The sequence below is a fragment of the Streptomyces sp. NPDC046915 genome (genome assembly GCF_040644935.1).
GTDB lineage: Bacteria > Actinomycetota > Actinomycetes > Streptomycetales > Streptomycetaceae > Streptomyces.
Genome location: NZ_JBEYXB010000004.1, coordinates 471328 through 490064, shown reverse-complemented (window position 1 = coordinate 490064; position 18737 = coordinate 471328). Strand labels below are relative to the sequence as shown.

Sequence of the window (18737 nt, the reverse complement as noted above, 5' to 3'; positions counted from 1 at the left end):
CCCCATGCCCGTCCCGGCCTCACCCCTCTCCGGCGCCTACGCCCGCCTCACCGAGGCCTACCCGGGCCTGACCGTCACGGAGCTGGGCCCGGGGGAACCGGCCCCGCGCGGCGGCGACTGGGTCCGGGCCGCCTCGCTCGCGGAGGACGGACCGGCCCTCGCGGGCTTCCTGGCCTGGGACGAGGCCCAGGTGCTGCGGGACTACGGACAGCGGGCCCGGCCGGACGTGGTGGCGAGCTTCGGGCTGCACCGCTACGCCTGGCCCGCCTGCCTGCTGATCACCGTGCCGTGGTTCCTGCACCGGCGGGTGCCGCGCCTGCCCGTGACCCAGGTCTCGTACGACCGCACCGCCGGCCGCATGGCCGTCCGCGCCGCCTCCTTCGCCTGCCTCCCGGACGACCCGGCGGCGGCGCTGCCCGGCGCGGTCGTGGTGCCGGACGAGGAGGCGCTGCGGGACCGGGTGCGGGCGGCGGTGGCCGAGCACCTGGAACCCGTGCTGGCCGGGTTCGGACCGCGGATGCGGCGGCGCGGGCGGGCACTGTGGGGCATGGCGACCGACGAGCTGGTAGAGGGGCTGTGGTACATCGCCCACCTGCTCGACGAGCAGGACCGGGCCGTGCGGGAGCTGGAGCTGCTGCTGCCGGGCGCCACCCGGCCGTACGTCGGCTCCGCCGCCTTCCGCACCCTCACCGGACCGGACGGCGAGCCGCTGCCCACCCGGGACCGGGCGAGCTGCTGCATGTTCTACACACTCCGCCCCGAGGACACCTGCGCCACCTGTCCGCGCACCTGCGACACCGACCGTGTCGCCAAACTGACTGCCACAGCGGCCGCTTGAGGCACCCTCAGGTACGGGGGCGCCGCCGCGTCCACTAGGATCGCCGCGATCGGAGCGCCCGCCCGGAACCGGCGTGCCGGCCGCACGGGAAAGGGAATTCACAACTTCCTCACCCGTCGCGGGAACTTTCCGAGGAACCATCCGTCCGGGTACTCTTATTCGAACTCAACTCCCGCCCCTCACGCGGCAGTTCGAGCAGAACGCCGCCCTGGGCATCCCCTTGCACTTCCTTGGCGGCCTCTTGCCCCGAAACCCCCTGAGGGCCGGTGGGGTTGGGCCACTATGGCGGGCGTTACGCCCTATCCCAATGCAAGGGACCCCAGATGAGATTGACCGACATATCGCTGAACTGGCTGCTTCCCGGCGCCGTACTGCTCCTGGGCATGCTGGCGGCGGTGGCGGTGCTCGCGCGCGGCAAGCGCTCCTCGGGGGAGAACGCGAGCGCGGACGACTCGTGGGAGCGCAGCGAGGAGCGCCGCAGGCGCAAGGAGGCCATCTACGGCACCGCCTCCTACGTCCTTCTGTTCTGCTGTGCGGCGGTCGCCGCCGCCCTCTCCTTCCACGGCCTGGTCGGCTTCGGCCAGCAGAACCTCGGCCTGACCGACGGCTGGGAGTACCTGGTCCCGTTCGGCCTGGACGGCGCGGCGATGTTCTGCTCCGTGCTCGCGGTGCGCGAGGCCAGCCACGGTGACGCGGCGCTCGGCTCCCGCATACTCGTTTGGACGTTCGCCGGCGCGGCCGCCTGGTTCAACTGGGTGCACGCGCCCCGGGGCATCGGCCACGCGGGCGCCCCGCAGTTCTTCTCCGGCATGTCCCTGTCGGCGGCCGTGCTGTTCGACCGCGCCCTGAAGCAGACCCGCCGCGCCGCGCTGCGCGAGCAGGGCCTGGTGCCGCGTCCGCTGCCGCAGATCCGTGTCGTCCGCTGGATGCGGGCCCCCCGCGAGACCTACAAGGCCTGGTCGCTGATGCTCCTGGAGGGCGTGCGCAGCCTGGACGAGGCGGTCGAGGAGGTCCGCGAGGACCAGCGCCAGAAGGAGCAGACACGTCAGCGCCGCCGCGAGCAGAAGCGGGTGGAGCGCGCCCAGCTGAAGGCGATCAGCCGCGGCCACCGGGGCTTCGTCGGACGCGGCGACCGTCAGATGGAGGTGGAGGTGCAGGTGGAGCGCGCCTCCGCCCAGGCCGCCGAACTCACCGCGGAGCCTGCCATATCCGCGCCGGAGCAGCTGCCCGTACGCTCACGGCCCTCCCTTCAGCCCGTCCGCAAAGGGTCTGAGTACGGAACGGTCGACCTGACCGCGGAGGACGACACCATGGCGCTGCCGCGCCTGGACTCCCTGGAGCGCAAACTCAAGGACCTCGAGCAGCAGTTCGGCTAGGTTTCGGATTCGGTCTCGGTCTCGGTGAAGAGGCCGGGGCACAGCGGTCCGGCCGGGACCGGACGCCACGGGACGGGGGCGTGACCTTCAGGGTCACGCCCCCGTCCCGTTCACGCGGCCTCCGCGTCGAGTTCGAACCAGACCGACTTCCCCACCCCGTGTGCCCGTACGCCCCACGCGTCCGCGAGGGACTGCACCAGCAACAGGCCCCGGCCATGCGTGCCGTCGTCGGCGTCCGGCACGCACGGTCGGGGTCTGCGGGCGACGAAGTCCCGTACCTCCACGCGCAGTCCGTGCGGTTCGACCACGGCCGTCAGGACGGCGTCGCGGTCGGTGTGCACGAGCGCGTTGGTGACGAGTTCGCTGGTGAGCAGTTCGGCTATCTCGGAGCGCCCCGGCTTCCCCCAGTGCCCGAGGAGTTCGCGCAGCGCCCTGCGGGCCTCGGGCACCGCCCGCAGATCCGCCCGTCCCAGTCTCCGCCTCAACTGGGGCGGTCGCGTCCGTTCCGTGTTGTCGGCATCTTCCCCCGCCTGCTTCGCCGAGGAGGCCCCGATGACCACGGGACCGCCCCCTCGTGCCTGCCTCTTCATGTCCCCCGCCCGCACGCCGTTGCCGTTGCCCCTCCTGGTCGAACACGTTCACGGGGATCCATGCCCCATGTGCCGGTGGGCAGTCATGCCGGGTCGGCGACGACCAACGGTTCAGCCACGGGTCCACCGTGGCCGAGGCGCGGCTCGAGCACCGTGGTAACCGCGTTCCGGGCGAATGGGCCGCCGCAGTACGTCACGGGCGTCCCGTCACGCCGGAAGGGGGACACCCGCTTCCTGTCCCGGCGACCGCGGCCGGCCGCGCGAATCTGGCCGGAATCCACCGGTCCCCGGAGTGGCCGTTCAGGGCCGGGGTACGTTGCGCAGGTTGGACCGCGCCATCTGAAGCATGCGGCCCACTCCGCCGTCCAGCACCATCTTCGACGCGGACAGCGCGAACCCGGTGACCATCTCGGCGCTGATCTTCGGCGGGATGGACAGCGCGTTGGGGTCGGTGACGACGTCGACGAGGGCGGGGCCCTTGTGCTGGAAGGCCTCCTTCAGGGACCTGGCGAGCTGTTTGGGCTTCTCGACCCGGATCCCGAAGGCGCCGCAGGCGCGGGCCACGGCGGCGAAGTCGGGGTTGGTGTTGGCCGTGCCGTGCGCGGGCAGGCCCGCGACCAGCATCTCCAACTCGACCATGCTGAGCGAGGAGTTGTTGAAGAGCACGACCTTCACCGGCAGGTCGTACTGCACCAGGGTCAGGAAGTCGCCCATCAGCATGCTGAACCCGCCGTCCCCGGACATCGACACCACCTGGCGGCGGCGGTCGGTGAACTGCGCGCCGATCGCCATCGGCAGCGCGTTCGCCATGGACCCGTGGGAGAAGGAACCGATCACCCGGCGGCGGCCGTTGGGCGAGAGGTAGCGGGCGGCCCACACATTGCACATCCCGGTGTCGACCGTGAACACGGCGTCGTCGGCGGCGAGTTCGTCCAGCACGGCGGCCACGTACTCGGGATGGATCGGCACGTGCCGGTCCACCTTGCGGGTGTAGGCCTTGACGACCCCCTCCAGCGCGTCCGCGTGCTTCTTCAGCATCCGGTCGAGGAACCGCCGGTCGTCCTTCTGCCGCACCCGCGGGATCAGACAGCGCAGGGTCTCGCGTACGTCGCCCCACACGGCCAGGTCCAGCCGGGACCGGCGGCCCAGCACCTCGGGCCGCACGTCGACCTGGGCGATCCGTACGTCGTCCGGGAGGAAGGCGTTGTACGGGAAGTCGGTGCCGAGCAGGATCAGCAGGTCGCACTCGTGGGTGGCCTCGTAGGCGGCGCCGTAGCCGAGCAGTCCGCTCATGCCGACGTCGTACGGGTTGTCGTACTGGATCCACTCCTTGCCGCGCAGGGCATGCCCGACCGGTGACTTGACCTTCCCGGCGAACTCCATCACCTCGACGTGCGCGCCCGCCGTGCCGCTGCCGCAGAACAGGGTGACCCGGTCGGCCCGGTCGATCATCCGGACGAGTTCGTCGATCTCGGCGTCACCGGGCCGGACGGTGGGCCGGGAGGTGACGAGGGCGGCCGAGGCGGTCTTCTCCGGGGCGGGCTGGGCGGCGATGTCACCGGGTAGGGACACCACGCTCACCCCGCTGCGGCCCACCGCGTGCTGGATCGCGGTCTGGAGCAGGCGGGGCATCTGCTTGGCGCTGGAGATCAGCTCGCTGTAGTGGCTGCACTCGGTGAACAGCCGGTCGGGGTGGGTCTCCTGGAAGTAGCCCAGGCCGATCTCGCTGGACGGGATGTGCGAGGCGAGGGCGAGGACCGGGGCCATGGAGCGGTGGGCGTCGTACAGCCCGTTGATGAGGTGGAGGTTGCCGGGGCCGCAGGAGCCGGCGCAGGCGGCCAGCTTCCCGGTCACCTGGGCCTCCGCGCCGGCCGCGAACGCGGCGGTCTCCTCGTGGCGTACGTGGATCCAGTCGATCGCGGAGTTGCGGCGCACCGCGTCCACGACCGGGTTGAGGCTGTCGCCGACGACGCCGTACAGACGGCGCACGCCGGCGCGGACGAGGATGTCGACGAACTGCTCGGCGACGTTCTGCTTGGCCATGCCTTCCATCAATCCACAGGAGCGGCGGTTACGCCTCCCACACGGCGGCCACCGTCCGGTCGTCGGCGTAGCCCTTCACCCTCACCTGGGTGTCCCCGAGGAACGCGGCGAGGCCCGGCGCGGTGCGGCCGGACCAGCGTCGTGCCAGGTAGGCGCAGAGGGCGGCCTCGCCGCGCAGCGGGTCGGCGAGGCCCGCGGTGCACATCAGCAGGGCATCACCCGGTCGGGCTATGGAGGTGCGGAAGCGGAAGGGTTCGCGGGGCGGCTCGGGAGCCGGCTCGAAGGGGCTCGGGGGTGTCGGGATGCCGAAGTCCATGGTGAGCCGGTCGCCCTCCGGCGTCTCGGCCGGCAGCGAGCCGAAGCCGACGACGGGCTCGCCGGCCGCGGAGGCGGCGGAGACCCGCGGCTCTATGTCCTGCCACTCGCCGCCACGCAGCCGGAACAGCCCGCCCGCCCCGACGCCGAAGAACACGCGCGTACGGCAGTCGGGGTGGGCGGGCAGCAGCAGGCAGCGCAGGGTGGCCGCGTACTCCTCCGGGTCCACGCCCTGTTCGGTGGCGCTGGCGCGGAGCTGGCCGAGGCTGCGGTCGGTGAGCCGGTGCAGGCCGGACTTGAGCTCGCCGCGGCGGCCGGCCCGGATGTCCTCGACCAGGCGTGCGTGGCTGCGTCCCACGGCCCGTCCGATCCACTGGCAGGCCTCGGCCGCCACCCGGTGCGCGTCCGGGGTGGCCCGGGCCCCGGTCGCCATCGCCACCAGCACCAGCGCCTGCTCCCCGCTGCCGAACCGTGCGGTCAGCAGCGAGTCGCGGCGCGGCTCCCCCCGGAACCGCGCGGAGTCCCCGCGCACGGAAGCGGCCCGCAGCGTGCAGGCCCCGTAACGCGCCCCGTCCAGCACGGTGTCCGCGACCAGTTCGTCCAGTCCCTCCGGGTCGGCGGCCGGCAGCGCGGTGGGCTCGGGATCGTAGGTGGGCGGCCCGGACCCGACGTAGTCGACCCCGGCGGGAGGCGGTGGCAGGGCGGGCAGATCGAGGTGGGTGACCGGGTGGACGGCCTCAGGCTCCGGGGCGGCCGGGGCCACGGCCGGTTTCGGCGGTGCGGAGGGGCGCGGCGGCAAGGACGCCGCGGGGCTCTCCTCGCGTGGTGGTCCGGTGTACTCCGGCGGCTCCCCGGCCTGCCGTACGGGCTCGAACCCCGGCGGCCGCGGACCGGGCGGAAGGACGGCCGGGGACGGGGGTGCGGCGGGGGGTGATGTCCAGGGAGCGCCTTGCGACGGTGAGCCGTCGGGCGGAGCGGCGGCGCGTTGCGGTGGGACCGTGCCCTCGGCGGGCGGCCCCGGCGGCGCGGTTCCCGCGCCGGGCCCCTCACCCTGCCCCGCGTCGCGCGGGTCCGCCGGGCGGTCGGCCGGGCGCGGCTCGTCGGCACCGGGCGGGGCGCCGACCGCTCCCGCCGCCGAGGCGAACCGGTCGTCCAGGGAATCCGCCCCGGCCGTGGGACCCGTGTCCGGGGTCGGGTCGTCGTACAACTGCCGCCACCAGTCGTCCTCGTGGTCGTCCTCGTGACGGATGGGCCTGCCCCCCTGCTGGTTCATGCCCCTAATTGTCCACCGCTCGGGCCATATGAAAACGGGGCATCCCGAAAATCCGGCGCACCTTCCCGCCTCGAACAGCATGCCGAATGCGCCGTCGAACGACCGTACGGGGTACCGGAGTTGCCAGCGACGCGAGAGGTGAGCCGGGGGCGGGCCCGTGCCGTGGCCGGTTTCCGTCTCAAGGGGTCTCAAGCCGCGCACCGGGGGTCCACTGCAGCAGGGCGGCCAGGTCGACCGCGTCGGCCAGCGCCCGCGAACCCTCGTCGTTGAAGTGCAGGTGGTCGCCGCAGTCGTAGGCGGGCAGGATCCGCTGCGGCCGGTCCGGGTCTCGGACGGCCGCGTCGAAGTCGACGACGGCGTCGAAGGCACCGCCCGTCCGGATGAACGCGTTGACCTGCTCCCGTACCGCCTCCCGTGCCGCCGTGAAGGTGCCGTGGCCGCCGTACGGCGTGAGGGTGGCCCCGACGACCCTGATCCCGCGGTGGTGCGCGCGGGCCACGATCGTCCGGTAGGCGTCCTCGAAGGCGAGGACGTCGCCGGTCTGCGGGGTGCTCCTGATGATGTCGTTGATGCCCTCCAGCACGATCAGCGCCCGCGCCCCGGCCCGTGCCAGGGCGTCGGCGTCGAGCCGGGTCAGGGCGCCGGGGCCGGTGCCCTCGCGCAGCAGGCGGTTGCCGGAGATCCCGGCGTTGAGGACACCCGGGCGGCGGCCCGGGGGCAGTGCGCGCAGGCGTTCGGCGAGCCGGTCGGGCCAGCGGTGGTTGGCGTCGGGGGTGGTGCAGGTGCCGTCGGTGAGGGAGTCCCCGAACGCGACGACGCTGCCGGTGGCCGGGCCGCGGACGTCGACGCCGGTGACGTAGTACCAGTGGCTGGTGGCGACCGGATACGCGCTGCCGTCCTCGTCGGCGGCCACGTCGTCGCCGTCGCCCTCGCCGCCGGGGGCGACATAGCCGGTCTGGAGGGCGGTGCTGTGGTACGTGGCGGGGCCGGCGGCGCTGCGCGTGTGGACCGTGACGAGCAGGTCGGAGGCGGCCGGCGCGACCAGCCGCACCGGGTCGGTGACCAGGTCCCGGCCCGGCGGCACGGTGACGGTCGGGGCGCCGTCGAAGGTGGCGGTGCGCATCGTGCCGGGCACCGCGTCCGGGCCGCCCGCCCGCCGCAGGGCGACCGTGACCGCGCCGAGGGTGAGGGGCGCGGTGCCGAGCCGGTTGCTCAGCCGGACCCGCAGCACCCGCCCGCCGACGCTGAGGTGCACCACGTTGCGGATGGTGGCGCCGGGCACCACGGACGCGGTACCGGAGGGGGCGGCCTCCCAGCTGCCGGTCCAGGCGGGCCGCGCCTGCGCCTTCGGGGGTACGGCGGGACCGGCGCCGGTCGTCGTCGCGCCCGCCAGCGTCAGCAGCGCCGCCGCGAGGATCCACCCGGAACCGACCATGTGCGCCCGCCTTTCCCGCAGATCCGCCGGAGGCGAAGGTGCCACACGCGGACCGGACACTGACGGAACATCACCGACGGACCACCCGCACGGCCGAACCCGAACAGGCCGACGGTCCTAGGGCCAGGAGCCGATGCGCCGGACGGGCGGGCGTGTTTGGCTGCTGCCATGACCGAATTCAGCGCGGCCGAGCGCGTCTACCTCCGATCGCAGCGGCTGGGGCGACTGGCCACCGTCGACCCGCACGGTCAGCCACAGGCTAACCCGGTGGGCTTCTTCCCGCAGGACGACGGCACGATCCTGATCGGCGGCCATGCCATGGGCCGCAGCAAGAAGTGGCGCAACCTGCGGCAGAACCCCAAGGTCGCCCTCGTCGTGGACGACATCGTCAGCCTGGACCCGTGGCGGGTCCGCGGTGTCGACATCCGCGGGGAGGCCGAACTCCTCACGGGTCCGCACGACTTGGGCCCACACCTCAGCGGGGAGGTGATCCGCATCCATCCGCGGCGGATCCACAGCTGGGGGCTGGAGGAGGACTGAGACTGAGGAGGACTGAGGAGGACTACGGCCTCCACTCCCCCGCCACCACCAGGTGCTGGACGGCGTACGACCGCCAGGGCCGCCAGTCGTCCGGGAGGGCGGTGCCCGGCGGGGCCACGTCGGGGTCGCCCAGCGCGCGGGCGCGGACGACGGCGACGACGGCCGGATCGAGGCCGGGCAGGGCGAGCAGTGCCGCCTCGGTGTCCTCCCGGTCGGCGCCCGGGTCCAGCCGTACGGTGCCGTCGGCGAGCGCGGCGGCCAGCGCGCCCAGGGGGCCGTGCGGCTCGGCCTCGGCGAGTACGGCGGGCTCCGGGAAGAGGTGGGTGAGGCTGCCGCAGGGGGCGTCCAGCACCTTGCCGTACCGCTGGACGAGACGCTCCGCCGCCACCCGCCCCACCAGCGCCCGCACCGCGAGCTCGGCCGGGTCGGCGGTGCCGGGCGAGCGCAGGCCCGGCCGGGCGGCGACCAGCGGGCCCAGCCGCGGGTCGGCGCCGAGCCGCTCGTCGACCGCGTACGGGTCCGCGTCCAGGTCGAACAGCCGCCGCAGCCGCTGCACGGCGGTCGTCAGGTCCCGCAGGTCGGTGAGGTGCAGCCGGGCGTCGAGCCAGCCCCCCGGGTGGGCGGCCGGCCCCGTCCTCGGCGCGCCCGTGCGCTCCTCGACGGCGACGATTCCGGTGCCGTACGGCAGCCGCAGCGTACGCCGGTGGGTACGCCGGCCGGGCGGGCCGCTCACCTCCTCGACTCCGGGTACGGCCTCCCGCTGGAGCAGGTCGAAGACGGCGGCGGAACGGTACGGGCCCCGGTACGCGAGCCGCAGCGGGATCCCGGCCCCGGGGGTCGCGGTCCGGCGGCCCCGGCCCGGTCCGCGGGGCGCGGCGGCCCGCAGCCCGCTCGGCGTGGCGGCGTACACCGCGCGGATCGTGTCGTTGAACTGCCGCACACTGGCGAACCCGGCCGCGAACGCGATCTCCGTGACCGGCAGTTGGGTGGTCTGGAGCAGCACCCGCGCGGTGTGCGCCCGCTGCGCCCGGGCCAGCGCGACGGGACCGGCGCCGAGCTCACCGGTGAGCTGCCGCTGGACCTGCCGCGCGCTGTACCCCAGCCGCGCGGCGAGCCCGGCGACACCCTCCCGGTCCACGACGCCGTCGCCGATCAGCCGCATCGCCCGGCCCACGACGTCCGCGCGCACGTTCCACTCGGCGGACCCGGGCACGGCGTCCGGCCGGCACCGCCGGCACGCCCGGAACCCCGCCCCCTGCGCGGCGGCGGCCGTCGCGAAGTACCGCACGTTGGGCCGCTTCGGCGTCACCGCCGGGCAACTGGGCCGGCAGTAGATCCCGGTCGTCTCGACGGCGAAGAAGAACTCCCCGTCGAACCGCGCGTCCCTGCTGCGAACGGCCTCGTACCTGGTGTCTTCGTCCGTCATGCCATCCAGTGTGGGCGAGGGCCGGAGCCGACGGCTGGCGGAAATCGGACACGAGCCTCAGCCGGTCCGCCCGGCATCACCACCCCGCCCCGCATTGTTCAGCCCGTCCGGCGTTTGAGGACGAGGCCCGTTCAGGGCCGAAGCGGGGGCCTGGGGGCGGCAGCCCCCAGTCACGGCGACGACAACCCCGCCCCGCCCCCTACCGCCACCCCCTCCGTTTGGCCTCCATCGCGGCCTTACCCTCGGCGCCCTTCCGCTTCCAGTCCCGCCGAAGCTCCGCACGGGCCCGCGCGTCGGTCTTGGCGACGATCCACTGGTTCTCCCGCATGAGCTTGCGGTAGCTCTCCAGCCGCCGCACCGGCAGCTCGCCGGAGTCGAGGGCGGCCAGCACCGCGCACCCCGGCTCGCTCTCGTGCCCGCAGTCCTGGAACCGGCAGCCGTCGGCCAGCTCCTGGATCTCGGAGAACACCTGCCCGACGCCCGTCTCGGCGTCGAACAGCCCCACTCCTCGCAGCCCGGGGGTGTCGATCAGCACGCCCCCGCCGGGCAGCGCGAGCAGATTGCGCGTGGTGGTCGTGTGGCGTCCCTTGCCGTCCACGTCCCGCGCGGCCTGGACGTCCATCACGTCCTCGCCGAGCAGCGCGTTGGCGAGCGTGGACTTGCCGGCGCCGGACTGTCCGAGCAGCACGGACGTACCGCCGCCGACCATGGCGACGAGCACGTCCAGCCCGTCGCCGTGCAGCGCGCTGACGGTGAGCACGGGCACGCCCGGCGCCGACGTCTCCACGTCCTGCACGAGATACGACAGCGCCACCGGGTCCGGCACGAGGTCGGCCTTGGTCAGTACGACCACGGGCTGCGCGCCGGACTCCCAGGCGAGGGCCAGGAACCGCTCGACGCGGCCGAGGTCGAGTTCGAGGGCCAGGGAGACGGCGATGACCGCGTGGTCGACGTTGGCGGCGAGGATCTGCCCCTCGGACCGCTTGGAGGAGGTGGACCGCACGAAGGCGGTACGGCGCGGCAGATACGCCCGCACGTACCGCGGATCGCCGCCTTCGGGGTCGACAGCGACCCAGTCCCCCGTGCACACGACCTTCATGGGGTCCCGGGGGACGACGAACTCGGTGTCGGCCCGGACGGTGCCGAGCAGGGTGACGACGTCGCACTGACCGCGGTCGACACGTACGACACGACCGGGCAGGAGACCCTGCTCGGCATACGGAGCGAACTCCGCTTCCCAATCCTCGTCCCAGCCGTACTGGGCCAGAGGGTGCAGTGAAGCGGAGGAAGCCGAAAGAGAGGAGAAATTCAAGGGGAACCCTTCACAGGGCGGCCCCGGCCGCGCGCGCTCACAGGCGCGAAGAAGACAGGAAAGATCAGCCGGAGACCACGGAGGTGGAGTGGACGGACTTCTGGTCGCGGGCAGCGCCCATCACAGAGACAGCCATCGGTCACACCTCCCGTTTCTCATTTCGGCAGACGGCAGCGGCCAACAGCCACTGCGCGAAGCAGGCTCCACTCTAGAGGCGCCCGCATTCCGGCGCCACCGATTTTCCGGCGGGGTCACAGGCGGTGCTGGTCCGTCCTCGATGGGCACGGATTGATTGCGGCATGGGCTTCCCGCCACGACGGCGCCCGCGCTGCGGCAGCATGACGGCCCATGAGGAGAGACCGCTACGTCGACTTCTTGCGCGCGTGGGCGATCGTACTGGTGGTGCTCGGCCACTGGCTGATCACCGCTCTGGTCCGGGAGCCCGGTGGACGGATCACCGCCCCGGAGCTGCTGGCGACCGTTCCCTGGACCCAGTGGTTGACCCTCGCGTTCCAGATCATGCCGCTGTTCTTCCTGGCCGGGGGCCATGCCGCGGGCGGCTCCTGGTCGCGTGCCCGGGCGGCTGGGGGTACGGCCGCCGGGTGGCTGGGGCGGCGCGCGCTGCGACTGCTTCTTCCGACGGGCCTGTACAGCGGTCTGGTGCTGCTCGCCGTCGGTATCTGTTCGGTGGCCGGCGTGGACGCGGCCACACTGGCGCTGGTGGGCTGGGCGATGGCCATGCAGTTCTGGTTCCTTCCGGTGTATCTACTGCTCAGCGCCCTGACACCGCCGCTGTACGCGGCACACCGGCGCTGGGGACTCCTCGTCCCGCCGGCGATGGGGACGGTCGCACTGGCGGCCGACGCGCTCGTGGTGACCGTGCACGCGCCGTATGTCGGACTGCTCGACCACGTGCTCGTGTGGGGTGTCGCCTACCAGTTGGGCTTCTGCTGGCGGGACGGTCTGCTGACCGGGCGCCGGCCCGTGCCGTTCGCGATGGCGGCGGGCGGCGGGCTGGCGTTCGCCGCGCTCGTGGCCCTCGGGCCGTTCCCGGTCAGCCTGATCCTGGTGACCGGGCAGAGCCCCAGCAACACCAACCCGCCGTCGGCCGCGATGCTGGCGTGGGTCGTGGCCCAGGTCGGACTGTGCCTCCTCGCCGCGCCGCCCGTGCGGCGGCTGCTGGACCGCGAACGGGTGTGGCGCGTGGTCCGCCCCGTGGGTGCGGCCAGCATGACGCTGTATCTGTGGCACATGCTGCCGGTGCTGGTCGCCGCCGCCGCGTTCTATCTGACCGACCTCGCGCCCGAGCCGCCGCTCGGGTCCGCGGCGTGGTGGGGACTGCGCGTCCCGTGGCTGCTCGTGCTCGGCGCCGTCCTGGCCGGCGTCGTGTCCGCACTGCGGCCGTGGGAGCGCGGGCTGGTCGTGCTGTACGAGCGGACCAGTCCGGACGCCGGTCTGCGCCGGGCCTGGCCGCTGTGGCTCGGGCTGGCCATGAACGTCGCCGCGCTGGGCCGCTTGGCCGTGCAGGGCTTCGCACCGAACGGCCGGTTCCCCGTGCTGCCGGCGATGGGCCTGGTGTTGGGTACGGCGCTGGTGATGCTTCCTCGGTGGACGGCGGCGCGCCGGCTCGAACAGCCCGAGGCGGGTCGAGCTCCGGAGCGCGTGTGAAGGTGGCGTCCGGGCGGCCTTCCCTCATGCCCCGGGCTGCCGTGCATGATGGCTTGTTGTTCGGGACCGAGCGTGAATCCGGCATCTCCAGGCAGGAGTTGAGGATGATGCACGCACCGCAGTCGGCGGTAGGGCTGCCCCGCAGGATGAGGCACCTCGAGGTCGACCACCGTGGCTATCCGGTGATCGCCACAGTGGATCGCAGCACGGAGGGGGTGGATTTCGGGGCCGTCAGCGAACGGCGGAAGCTGGTCCTGGCCGCGTTCGACTGGTGTGCGGTGTGCGGCATGCCCTTCGCCGACGAGCCGCGCCGGCAGTCGGTGTACGACAACGGGCCGCTGCCGAGCGCCCTGACCAGCGGGGAGGCCCCGGTGCACGAGGTGTGCGCGCTGTACGCGGCGCAAGTGTGCCCCTACCTCTTCTCCCCTCGCTCGCGTCTGGGGGACGACATGCGCAAGGGAACGGTGCGCGATCCCGTGATGCGCTTCGCCGGCTTCAGGTCCACCAGCGCGGTGACCGCCCGGGAATCGCAGCTCCAGCCCGGCGTCCACACCCTGCACTTCGAACACCGCGGCCAGGCCGACGAGTTCTCCTACCGCTCCCCGGAAGAGATCCGTGACCGGTTCGCCGACGTCCTCGCGCGGGAAAAGGACCTGCCGGTCAGCGATCCGGAAGGCGCCCTCATCCGGCCGTTCAGCCGGCTGGACGAAGGTGGCGAGGTGACCGGCGCGGCCCTGGTGGCGGGGGCCGCCTTCGCCAAGGACGTCTTCGCGATGCCGGGTCTCGAACCGTTCCGCGGCAAGCACCACCTCACGGTCGCCGGGCTGATGCTGAAGGGCACCGAGGAGGAGATCCGTGAGTTCTCCGACGGCTCGCAGGACGAGGCGTTCGGCGCCGTCGGCCCTTGGGTGCTCGAGCGGACCGGCCAGTTCCCCTTGGCTCTGCAACGCTGGCGGGCCCGTGGCCAGGGCATGGTCCGCCGGCCCGCCCCTCCCCCACCACCGGGCCCCGGGCGCACGGTGGCCAAGAACGCGCCCTGTCCGTGCGGCTCAGGCCGCAAGGCCCGCCGCTGCCATCCTTCCGGCCTCGCCGGCTGATGGCAGCCTGCACGCACCAGGGCAGGCGCCACCGATCATCCCCGCAACACGCAGGTCTCTGTTCGCACGCGGCCCTTGACGCCCACTCACGGGCTGCCCAGAATTCGACGGACTGTTAACGAGACCAACCAGAAGGCACACATGGCCTCTGCAAGGGAACCACTTCTCACGGCATCCGGCATCGTCAAGCGATTCGGCCACGTCCAGGCGCTCCAGGGCGCGGACTTCACTGCATACCCCGGCGAGGTCGTCGCCCTGATCGGTGACAACGGTGCCGGGAAGTCGACTTTGGTGAACGTACTGTCGGGCGTCGTCGCCCCGGACGGCGGCGAGGTCCGCCTGGAGGGGGTGCCGGTCCGGTTCACCGGGCCGATGGACGCGCAGCGCCACGGCCTCGAGACCGTCTACCAGGATCTTTCGTTGGCGCCCGACCTCGACGCGGCGGCCAATCTGTACCTCGGCAGGGAACGTGTGCGCGGAGGTGTCCTCGGTCGCCTGGGTGTGCTGGACCGGCCCGCCATGCGGCGGGACGCGGTCAAGGCGTTCGCCGAGCTCGGTGTGGAACTGAAGGACGTGACCGCTCCGGTGACAACGTTGTCGGGTGGTCAGCGGCAGTCCGTGGCCGTGGCTCGCGCGGTCGCGTTCGCCAACAAGGTCATCTTCATGGACGAGCCGACCGCCGCGCTGGGCGTCGTGCAGCGCGCCCGTGTTCTGGAGACCGTGCGCAGGGTCGCCGACCGGGGCATCTGCACCGTGCTGATCAGCCACAACATGCCCGAGGTGCTGTCGGTGGCGGACCGGGTCGAGGTGCTGCGGCTGGGCCGGCGGGTCGCTTCGTTCACCGCGGCCGACACCACGATCGAGGAGCTCGTCGGGGCCATGACCGGATCGCTGGACGACCCCGCGCGGCAGGACCAGGCCCTCGGCCCGGCCGCGGTGAAGGAATCGGAGGACGGGGGATGACCGCCGACAGCCAGAAGATGACACCGCCCGCTCCGGCGCAGGATCCGCCCGTTCCCCCTCGCACGGGGGCGGCGGTCCAAGTGTGGCTGCGGCGGGCGGCCGGCATCAGCGAAGTGTGGACCTTCGTGATCCTCGCGGCGCTGGTCGCGTTCTTCACCATCGCCGCGCCCGGCAAGTTCTTCACCACGTACGACCTCACGCAGATCGCCGTGAACGCCTCCATCTATCTGGTGCTCGGTGTCGGCATGACGTACGTGATCATCACGGCGGGCATCGACCTGTCCATCGGTTCGGTGCTCGTCCTGGCCGCGGTGGCCGCGGGCGAGTACAACCTCCACCACGGCGGGGCCGAAGCGGGCTGGGGCACGGTCGCGGTGTGCGTCCTGATCGCCCTCGCCGTCGGCACCGCGTGGGGCGCCCTCCAGGGAGCGGTGGTGGCGACCGGGAAGGTGCCCCCGCTGATCGTGACGCTCGGCGGCCTCGGCGCGGCGCTCGGCCTGGCCGAACTCGCGACCGGCGGCCAGGATCCGGCCGGGGCGGCCGCCACCCATCTCCAGAACAGCCTCGGCTTCGGCAAGGTGCTCGGCATCCCGTGGATGGTGGTCCTGGCCGCGGTGGTCACCGCCGTGTTCGGCGCGGTGCTGGCCGGTACGACGTTCGGCGAGCACACCCTGGCGATCGGCTCCAACCCGGCCGCCGTACGACGCGCGGGCATCTCGGTGGGGCGGCACCTGATCAAGGTGTACGGGCTGATGGGTCTGCTGGCCGGGCTGGGCGCGGTGATGTGGCTGGCCTCGTACGGCACGACGTCCATCGCCGGTCACTCCACCGACAACCTCAAGGTGATCACCGCGGTGGTCCTCGGCGGTACCAGTCTGTTCGGCGGGCGCGGGTCGGTGCTGGGCACCGTGATCGGCGTGTTCATCCCCGCCGTGCTCACCACCGGACTGATCGTCATCGGCGTCCAGCAGTACTGGCAGGACGTGGCGGTGGGCGTCGTGCTGGTGGCGGCCGTCTACATCGACCAGATGCGCAGGAAGACCCGAGAGCGCTCATGATCAAGGAGAGCACCGTCATGTCCAAGTCGAGTATGCCGAGCGGGTGGAGTGTGTCGAGTGTGCCGGGTCCTCGCGGCAGGCGCAGGCTGCTGGTCGCCGCGGGCGTCGTGCTGGCCCTGACCGGCGCCGCCGCGTGCGGTTCGTCGGACAGCGGCGGTTCCGGGTCCTCGGGCGGCGCCACCCACAAGAAGGTCCGGCTGATCACCGGTGTGAAGAGCGATCCCTTCTACATCACCATGACCTGCGCGGCCAAGGCCGAGGCCAAGGCCAAGGGCATGGAGTTCACCGCCGACGGTTCCGCGCAGTGGGACGTGTCGGTCCAGCGGCCCCTCCTCGACTCCGTCGCGGCGGCCCGGCCCGACGGGCTGATGATCTCGCCGGTGGACACCAGCGCGCTCACCCCCTCGCTCAAGCAGATCCAGTCGTCCGGGACGAAGGTCGCGCTCGTGGACACCACGGTCACCGACTCGTCGGTCGGCATCACCCGCATCTCGTCCGACAACGAGAAGGGCGGCCGGGTCGCCGCCGACGCGCTCGCCAAGCTGATGAACAAGAAGGGCTCGGTGATCGTGATCAGCGTCAAGCCCGGCGTCTCCACCACCGATGCCCGGATCAAGGGCTTCACCGAGGAGATGGCCAAGTACCCGGACATCAAGGTGCTGCCCACCCTCTACGACAACGACCTGCCGGCCACCGCGGCCTCCCAGATCCAGTCGACGCTGGCGGCACACCCCGACCTGGGCGGCGCCTTCGCGGGCAACACCAACACCGGTCAGGGCATCGCCACCGGCCTCAAGCAGGCGGGCAAGCAGGGCAAGGTCAAGGTCGCCGCCTTCGACGCCGAGCCCGATGAGATCGCCGCGCTCAAGGCGGGCACCCTCCAGGTCCTGGTCGCCCAGGATCCGGCGGCGATCGGCAGGCAGGCCGTCGACCAGCTCGCCGCCGCGTTCGAGGGCAAGTCGGTCCAGAAGTCGGTGGGCACCGACATGGTCGCCATCACGAAGGACAACATGAACCAGCCCGCGGTCAGCAAGTACTTCTACAAGTCGGGCTGCTGACCGGCCCGCCCACGACGGCCGGTGGACCCCCTTCCTCGTCGGGGGCCACCGGCCGCGCTACTTCGCGCAGCTCTCGCCGTTGAGCGTGAAGTGGTACGGCGCCGAGTTGTCGCCGTGCCAGGAGGCGAGGAATCCGAAGGAGAGGGTGCCGCCCGCGGCGACGGACTTGTTGTAGTCGGCCGCGGTGGCGGTGACCCGGGAGCCGTTCTGGCTGACACTCGCGTCCCACATCTGGCCGACCGACTGGCCGTCACGGAAGGACCAGGCGACGCTCCAGCCGGACAGGGCCTCGTCGGTGGTGACGGTGACGGTGGCCTGGAAACCGTCGGGCCACTGGTTGACGAGGTCGTACTGGACCCGGCAGACGGCCGAGGTGCCGGTGTCGCCGCTGCCACCGCCGCCGGTGGCGCTGCCGCTGGGGGTCTCGTGGGCGGTCGAGGAGGAGGTGCCCTGCGGTTCCGGGTCGGAGTCGGAGCCGACGGGATCGGCGGGGTCGGACTTGCTCGCCGTACCGCGCGAGGACGGGCCGGTGGAGCGGGCCGAGGCCGAGGGCAGCGGGTCCGCGGACGGCAGGGAGGGGCTGGGGTCGGCGACCGGCTGACGGTCGTCGCGGGCGGCCGCGGTGTCGTGGCCGGAGCCGAACGGCATCATCGACACCCCGAGCGCCAGCAGGGACAGCAGTACGGCGGCGCCGAGCAGCCCGTTGCGCACGACCCGGTGGCGGTGCGTGGCGTCCCTGAGCTCCCCGGCCTCCGGGTCCTGCTGCTGGGGGTGCGCCTTGCCCTGGCGCACCTCCACGGCGCGGCGGCGGCGCTCGAGGTAGGCGAGGCCGCCCCAGCCGATCACGCCGCCGGCCAGGGCCGCGGGTATGCCACCGCCGTGCAGCCGCAGGCAGGCGGCGGCCTCCGCGCACTGCACACAGGTGGCGAGGTGCCGCGAGAGGTCCTCGGGGGTGTCGGCGGCGGGCGAGCGGGTGACCGCGTCGAGGAGACGCGCGTAGCTGCGGCACTGCGCGTCCATCGGCGAGTCGACGTGGGCGCGGTGGCAGCGGTCCCGGAACAGGCCGCGTACCTGGTCCAGTTCGCGGGCCGCGTCGGCCGGGTCGAGGCCCAGGCGGCGGGCCACGTCGGGCAGCGGCAGCGCCTCCACCTCGGCCAGCCACAGCAGCGACGCGTCCGCGTCCTGCATGTCCCGCAGGCCGCACAGGGCGACCGGGCGCAGCAGGGGCGGTCCGGTGTAGCGGGCGGCCTTGTCGGAGTTGAGCCACAGCCTGAGGTCGGGATCGAGCTTGTGGCCGCGGCCGCCTGCCTCCCACGCCGTCGCCGTGGTGCGTACGGCGGCGAGCAGCAGGGGGATCATGGGCAGCCGGGCCGGCCGGCGGCCGGCGCCACGCCCGGGGGAGGCCTCGGCGGCGCGGGCCTCCCGCAGGCCGAGCGCGAAGGCCTCCGTGGCCAGCTCGTTGGCCGAGGCGGCGCCGGAGGTGCACAGATCGGCATAGGAGAGCACCGCGTCCCAGTACTCGGAGAACAGTGCGGCCTCGACGGCGTCCTGGGGCTTCGGCAGGTCGGGCATGGGTCTCCTGCATCCACGAGCGAGGTCAACTCACCATATTGGCAACGGAGTTGGGGGGAACCTCACGGCAGGGCCAGAGCCTTTCACGCCTCAGACACAACTGACAAGCGGCATATTCAAAACCGGTTGCCGGTAACCCCACGACCATGCTCCGCCCCGGCATGTCAGCCCGG

The 18737-nt window shown here is 72.8% G+C and carries 15 protein-coding genes; 8 read left to right on the top strand and 7 right to left on the bottom strand.

What is annotated here, in order from left to right:
* Positions 1-4: 4 nt before the first annotated feature.
* Together ABZ915_RS13445 and ABZ915_RS13440 are read left to right on the top strand one after the other, a co-directional pair.
* Positions 5-838, top strand: coding sequence for a (2Fe-2S)-binding protein (locus ABZ915_RS13445; protein WP_361800657.1), 834 nt, complete (start codon positions 5-7; stop codon positions 836-838).
* A gap of 323 nt (positions 839-1161) precedes the next feature.
* Complete coding sequence (locus tag ABZ915_RS13440) at positions 1162-2214, top strand: DUF2637 domain-containing protein (RefSeq protein ID WP_361800654.1); 1053 nt, start codon at positions 1162-1164, stop codon at positions 2212-2214.
* Positions 2215-2324: 110 nt separating this feature from the next.
* Here the strand turns inward: ABZ915_RS13440 and ABZ915_RS13435 are convergent, their stop codons facing one another.
* The 4 genes from ABZ915_RS13435 to ABZ915_RS13420 all read right to left on the bottom strand — a co-directional run bounded on the left by ABZ915_RS13435 (position 2325) and on the right by ABZ915_RS13420 (position 7870).
* Entirely contained in the window at positions 2325-2804 is a 480-nt protein-coding gene (locus ABZ915_RS13435) for an ATP-binding protein (protein ID WP_361800652.1), read from the bottom strand.
* A 300-nt stretch (positions 2805-3104) separates the two neighbouring features.
* A complete protein-coding gene (locus ABZ915_RS13430) occupies positions 3105-4847 on the bottom strand; it encodes a pyruvate dehydrogenase (protein ID WP_361800649.1) in 1743 nt (580 codons plus the stop codon).
* Positions 4848-4875: 28 nt separating this feature from the next.
* Positions 4876-6435, bottom strand: a complete 1560-nt coding sequence (locus ABZ915_RS13425; RefSeq protein WP_361800647.1) for a protein phosphatase 2C domain-containing protein — start codon at positions 6433-6435, stop codon at positions 4876-4878.
* A 178-nt stretch (positions 6436-6613) separates the two neighbouring features.
* Complete coding sequence (locus ABZ915_RS13420) at positions 6614-7870, bottom strand: SGNH/GDSL hydrolase family protein (RefSeq protein WP_361800644.1); 1257 nt, start codon at positions 7868-7870, stop codon at positions 6614-6616.
* 168 nt (positions 7871-8038) lie between these two features.
* On the opposite strand from ABZ915_RS13420, the gene ABZ915_RS13415 reads away from it, so the two are divergent.
* Positions 8039-8410, top strand: a complete 372-nt coding sequence (locus tag ABZ915_RS13415; RefSeq protein ID WP_361800642.1) for a PPOX class F420-dependent oxidoreductase — start codon at positions 8039-8041, stop codon at positions 8408-8410.
* A 22-nt stretch (positions 8411-8432) separates the two neighbouring features.
* Here ABZ915_RS13415 and ABZ915_RS13410 read toward each other — a convergent pair whose 3' ends face one another.
* Positions 8433-9836 (bottom strand): AlkA N-terminal domain-containing protein, encoded by a 1404-nt coding sequence (locus ABZ915_RS13410; protein ID WP_361800639.1) that lies wholly within the window; start codon positions 9834-9836, stop codon positions 8433-8435.
* 199 nt (positions 9837-10035) lie between these two features.
* On the bottom strand, positions 10036-11148 hold the full coding sequence (gene rsgA, locus ABZ915_RS13405; RefSeq protein WP_361800636.1) for a ribosome small subunit-dependent GTPase A: 1113 nt from the start codon (positions 11146-11148) through the stop codon (positions 10036-10038).
* A 348-nt stretch (positions 11149-11496) separates the two neighbouring features.
* Here rsgA and ABZ915_RS13400 point away from each other — a divergent pair, with 348 nt between their 5' ends.
* The 5 genes from ABZ915_RS13400 (at position 11497) to ABZ915_RS13380 (ending at position 16992) form a co-directional block, all read left to right on the top strand.
* Positions 11497-12816 carry an acyltransferase gene (locus tag ABZ915_RS13400; protein ID WP_361800634.1) on the top strand — a complete coding sequence of 440 codons (1320 nt, stop codon included), beginning with the start codon at positions 11497-11499 and terminating at the stop codon, positions 12814-12816.
* A gap of 104 nt (positions 12817-12920) precedes the next feature.
* Positions 12921-13913: an SEC-C domain-containing protein gene (locus tag ABZ915_RS13395; protein WP_361800631.1), complete on the top strand. Its 993-nt coding sequence runs from the start codon at positions 12921-12923 to the stop codon at positions 13911-13913.
* Positions 13914-14054: 141 nt separating this feature from the next.
* Complete coding sequence (locus ABZ915_RS13390; protein ID WP_361800629.1) at positions 14055-14876, top strand: ATP-binding cassette domain-containing protein; 822 nt, start codon at positions 14055-14057, stop codon at positions 14874-14876.
* The gene (locus ABZ915_RS13385) at positions 14873-15934 is read left to right on the top strand and encodes an ABC transporter permease (protein ID WP_361800626.1); all 1062 of its coding nucleotides are present in this window, start codon (positions 14873-14875) and stop codon (positions 15932-15934) included. Before ABZ915_RS13390 ends, ABZ915_RS13385 begins: the two co-directional genes overlap by 4 nt.
* Before the next feature lie 17 nt (positions 15935-15951).
* On the top strand, positions 15952-16992 hold the full coding sequence (locus tag ABZ915_RS13380) for an ABC transporter substrate-binding protein (RefSeq protein ID WP_361800623.1): 1041 nt from the start codon (positions 15952-15954) through the stop codon (positions 16990-16992).
* 57 nt (positions 16993-17049) lie between these two features.
* Here ABZ915_RS13380 and ABZ915_RS13375 read toward each other — a convergent pair whose 3' ends face one another.
* Complete coding sequence (locus ABZ915_RS13375) at positions 17050-18564, bottom strand: cellulose-binding domain-containing protein (RefSeq protein ID WP_361800620.1); 1515 nt, start codon at positions 18562-18564, stop codon at positions 17050-17052.
* Positions 18565-18737 lie beyond the last annotated feature (173 nt).

Excerpts from the sequence above, each read along its gene's own strand:
- ABZ915_RS13375 (WP_361800620.1), bottom strand. The coding sequence starts at position 18,564 with ATGCCCGACCTGCCGAAGCCCCAGGACGCCGTCGAGGCCGCACTGTTC.
- ABZ915_RS13425 (WP_361800647.1), bottom strand. The coding sequence starts at position 6,435 with ATGAACCAGCAGGGGGGCAGGCCCATCCGTCACGAGGACGACCACGAG.
- ABZ915_RS13400 (WP_361800634.1), top strand. The coding sequence starts at position 11,497 with ATGAGGAGAGACCGCTACGTCGACTTCTTGCGCGCGTGGGCGATCGTA.
- ABZ915_RS13430 (WP_361800649.1), bottom strand. The coding sequence starts at position 4,847 with ATGGCCAAGCAGAACGTCGCCGAGCAGTTCGTCGACATCCTCGTCCGC.
- ABZ915_RS13385 (WP_361800626.1), top strand. The coding sequence starts at position 14,873 with ATGACCGCCGACAGCCAGAAGATGACACCGCCCGCTCCGGCGCAGGAT.
- ABZ915_RS13390 (WP_361800629.1), top strand. The coding sequence starts at position 14,055 with ATGGCCTCTGCAAGGGAACCACTTCTCACGGCATCCGGCATCGTCAAG.
- ABZ915_RS13415 (WP_361800642.1), top strand. The coding sequence starts at position 8,039 with ATGACCGAATTCAGCGCGGCCGAGCGCGTCTACCTCCGATCGCAGCGG.
- ABZ915_RS13440 (WP_361800654.1), top strand. The coding sequence starts at position 1,162 with ATGAGATTGACCGACATATCGCTGAACTGGCTGCTTCCCGGCGCCGTA.
- ABZ915_RS13420 (WP_361800644.1), bottom strand. The coding sequence starts at position 7,870 with ATGGTCGGTTCCGGGTGGATCCTCGCGGCGGCGCTGCTGACGCTGGCG.
- ABZ915_RS13395 (WP_361800631.1), top strand. The coding sequence starts at position 12,921 with ATGATGCACGCACCGCAGTCGGCGGTAGGGCTGCCCCGCAGGATGAGG.
- ABZ915_RS13445 (WP_361800657.1), top strand. The coding sequence starts at position 5 with ATGCCCGTCCCGGCCTCACCCCTCTCCGGCGCCTACGCCCGCCTCACC.
- ABZ915_RS13435 (WP_361800652.1), bottom strand. The coding sequence starts at position 2,804 with ATGAAGAGGCAGGCACGAGGGGGCGGTCCCGTGGTCATCGGGGCCTCC.
- ABZ915_RS13410 (WP_361800639.1), bottom strand. The coding sequence starts at position 9,836 with ATGACGGACGAAGACACCAGGTACGAGGCCGTTCGCAGCAGGGACGCG.
- ABZ915_RS13380 (WP_361800623.1), top strand. The coding sequence starts at position 15,952 with ATGTCCAAGTCGAGTATGCCGAGCGGGTGGAGTGTGTCGAGTGTGCCG.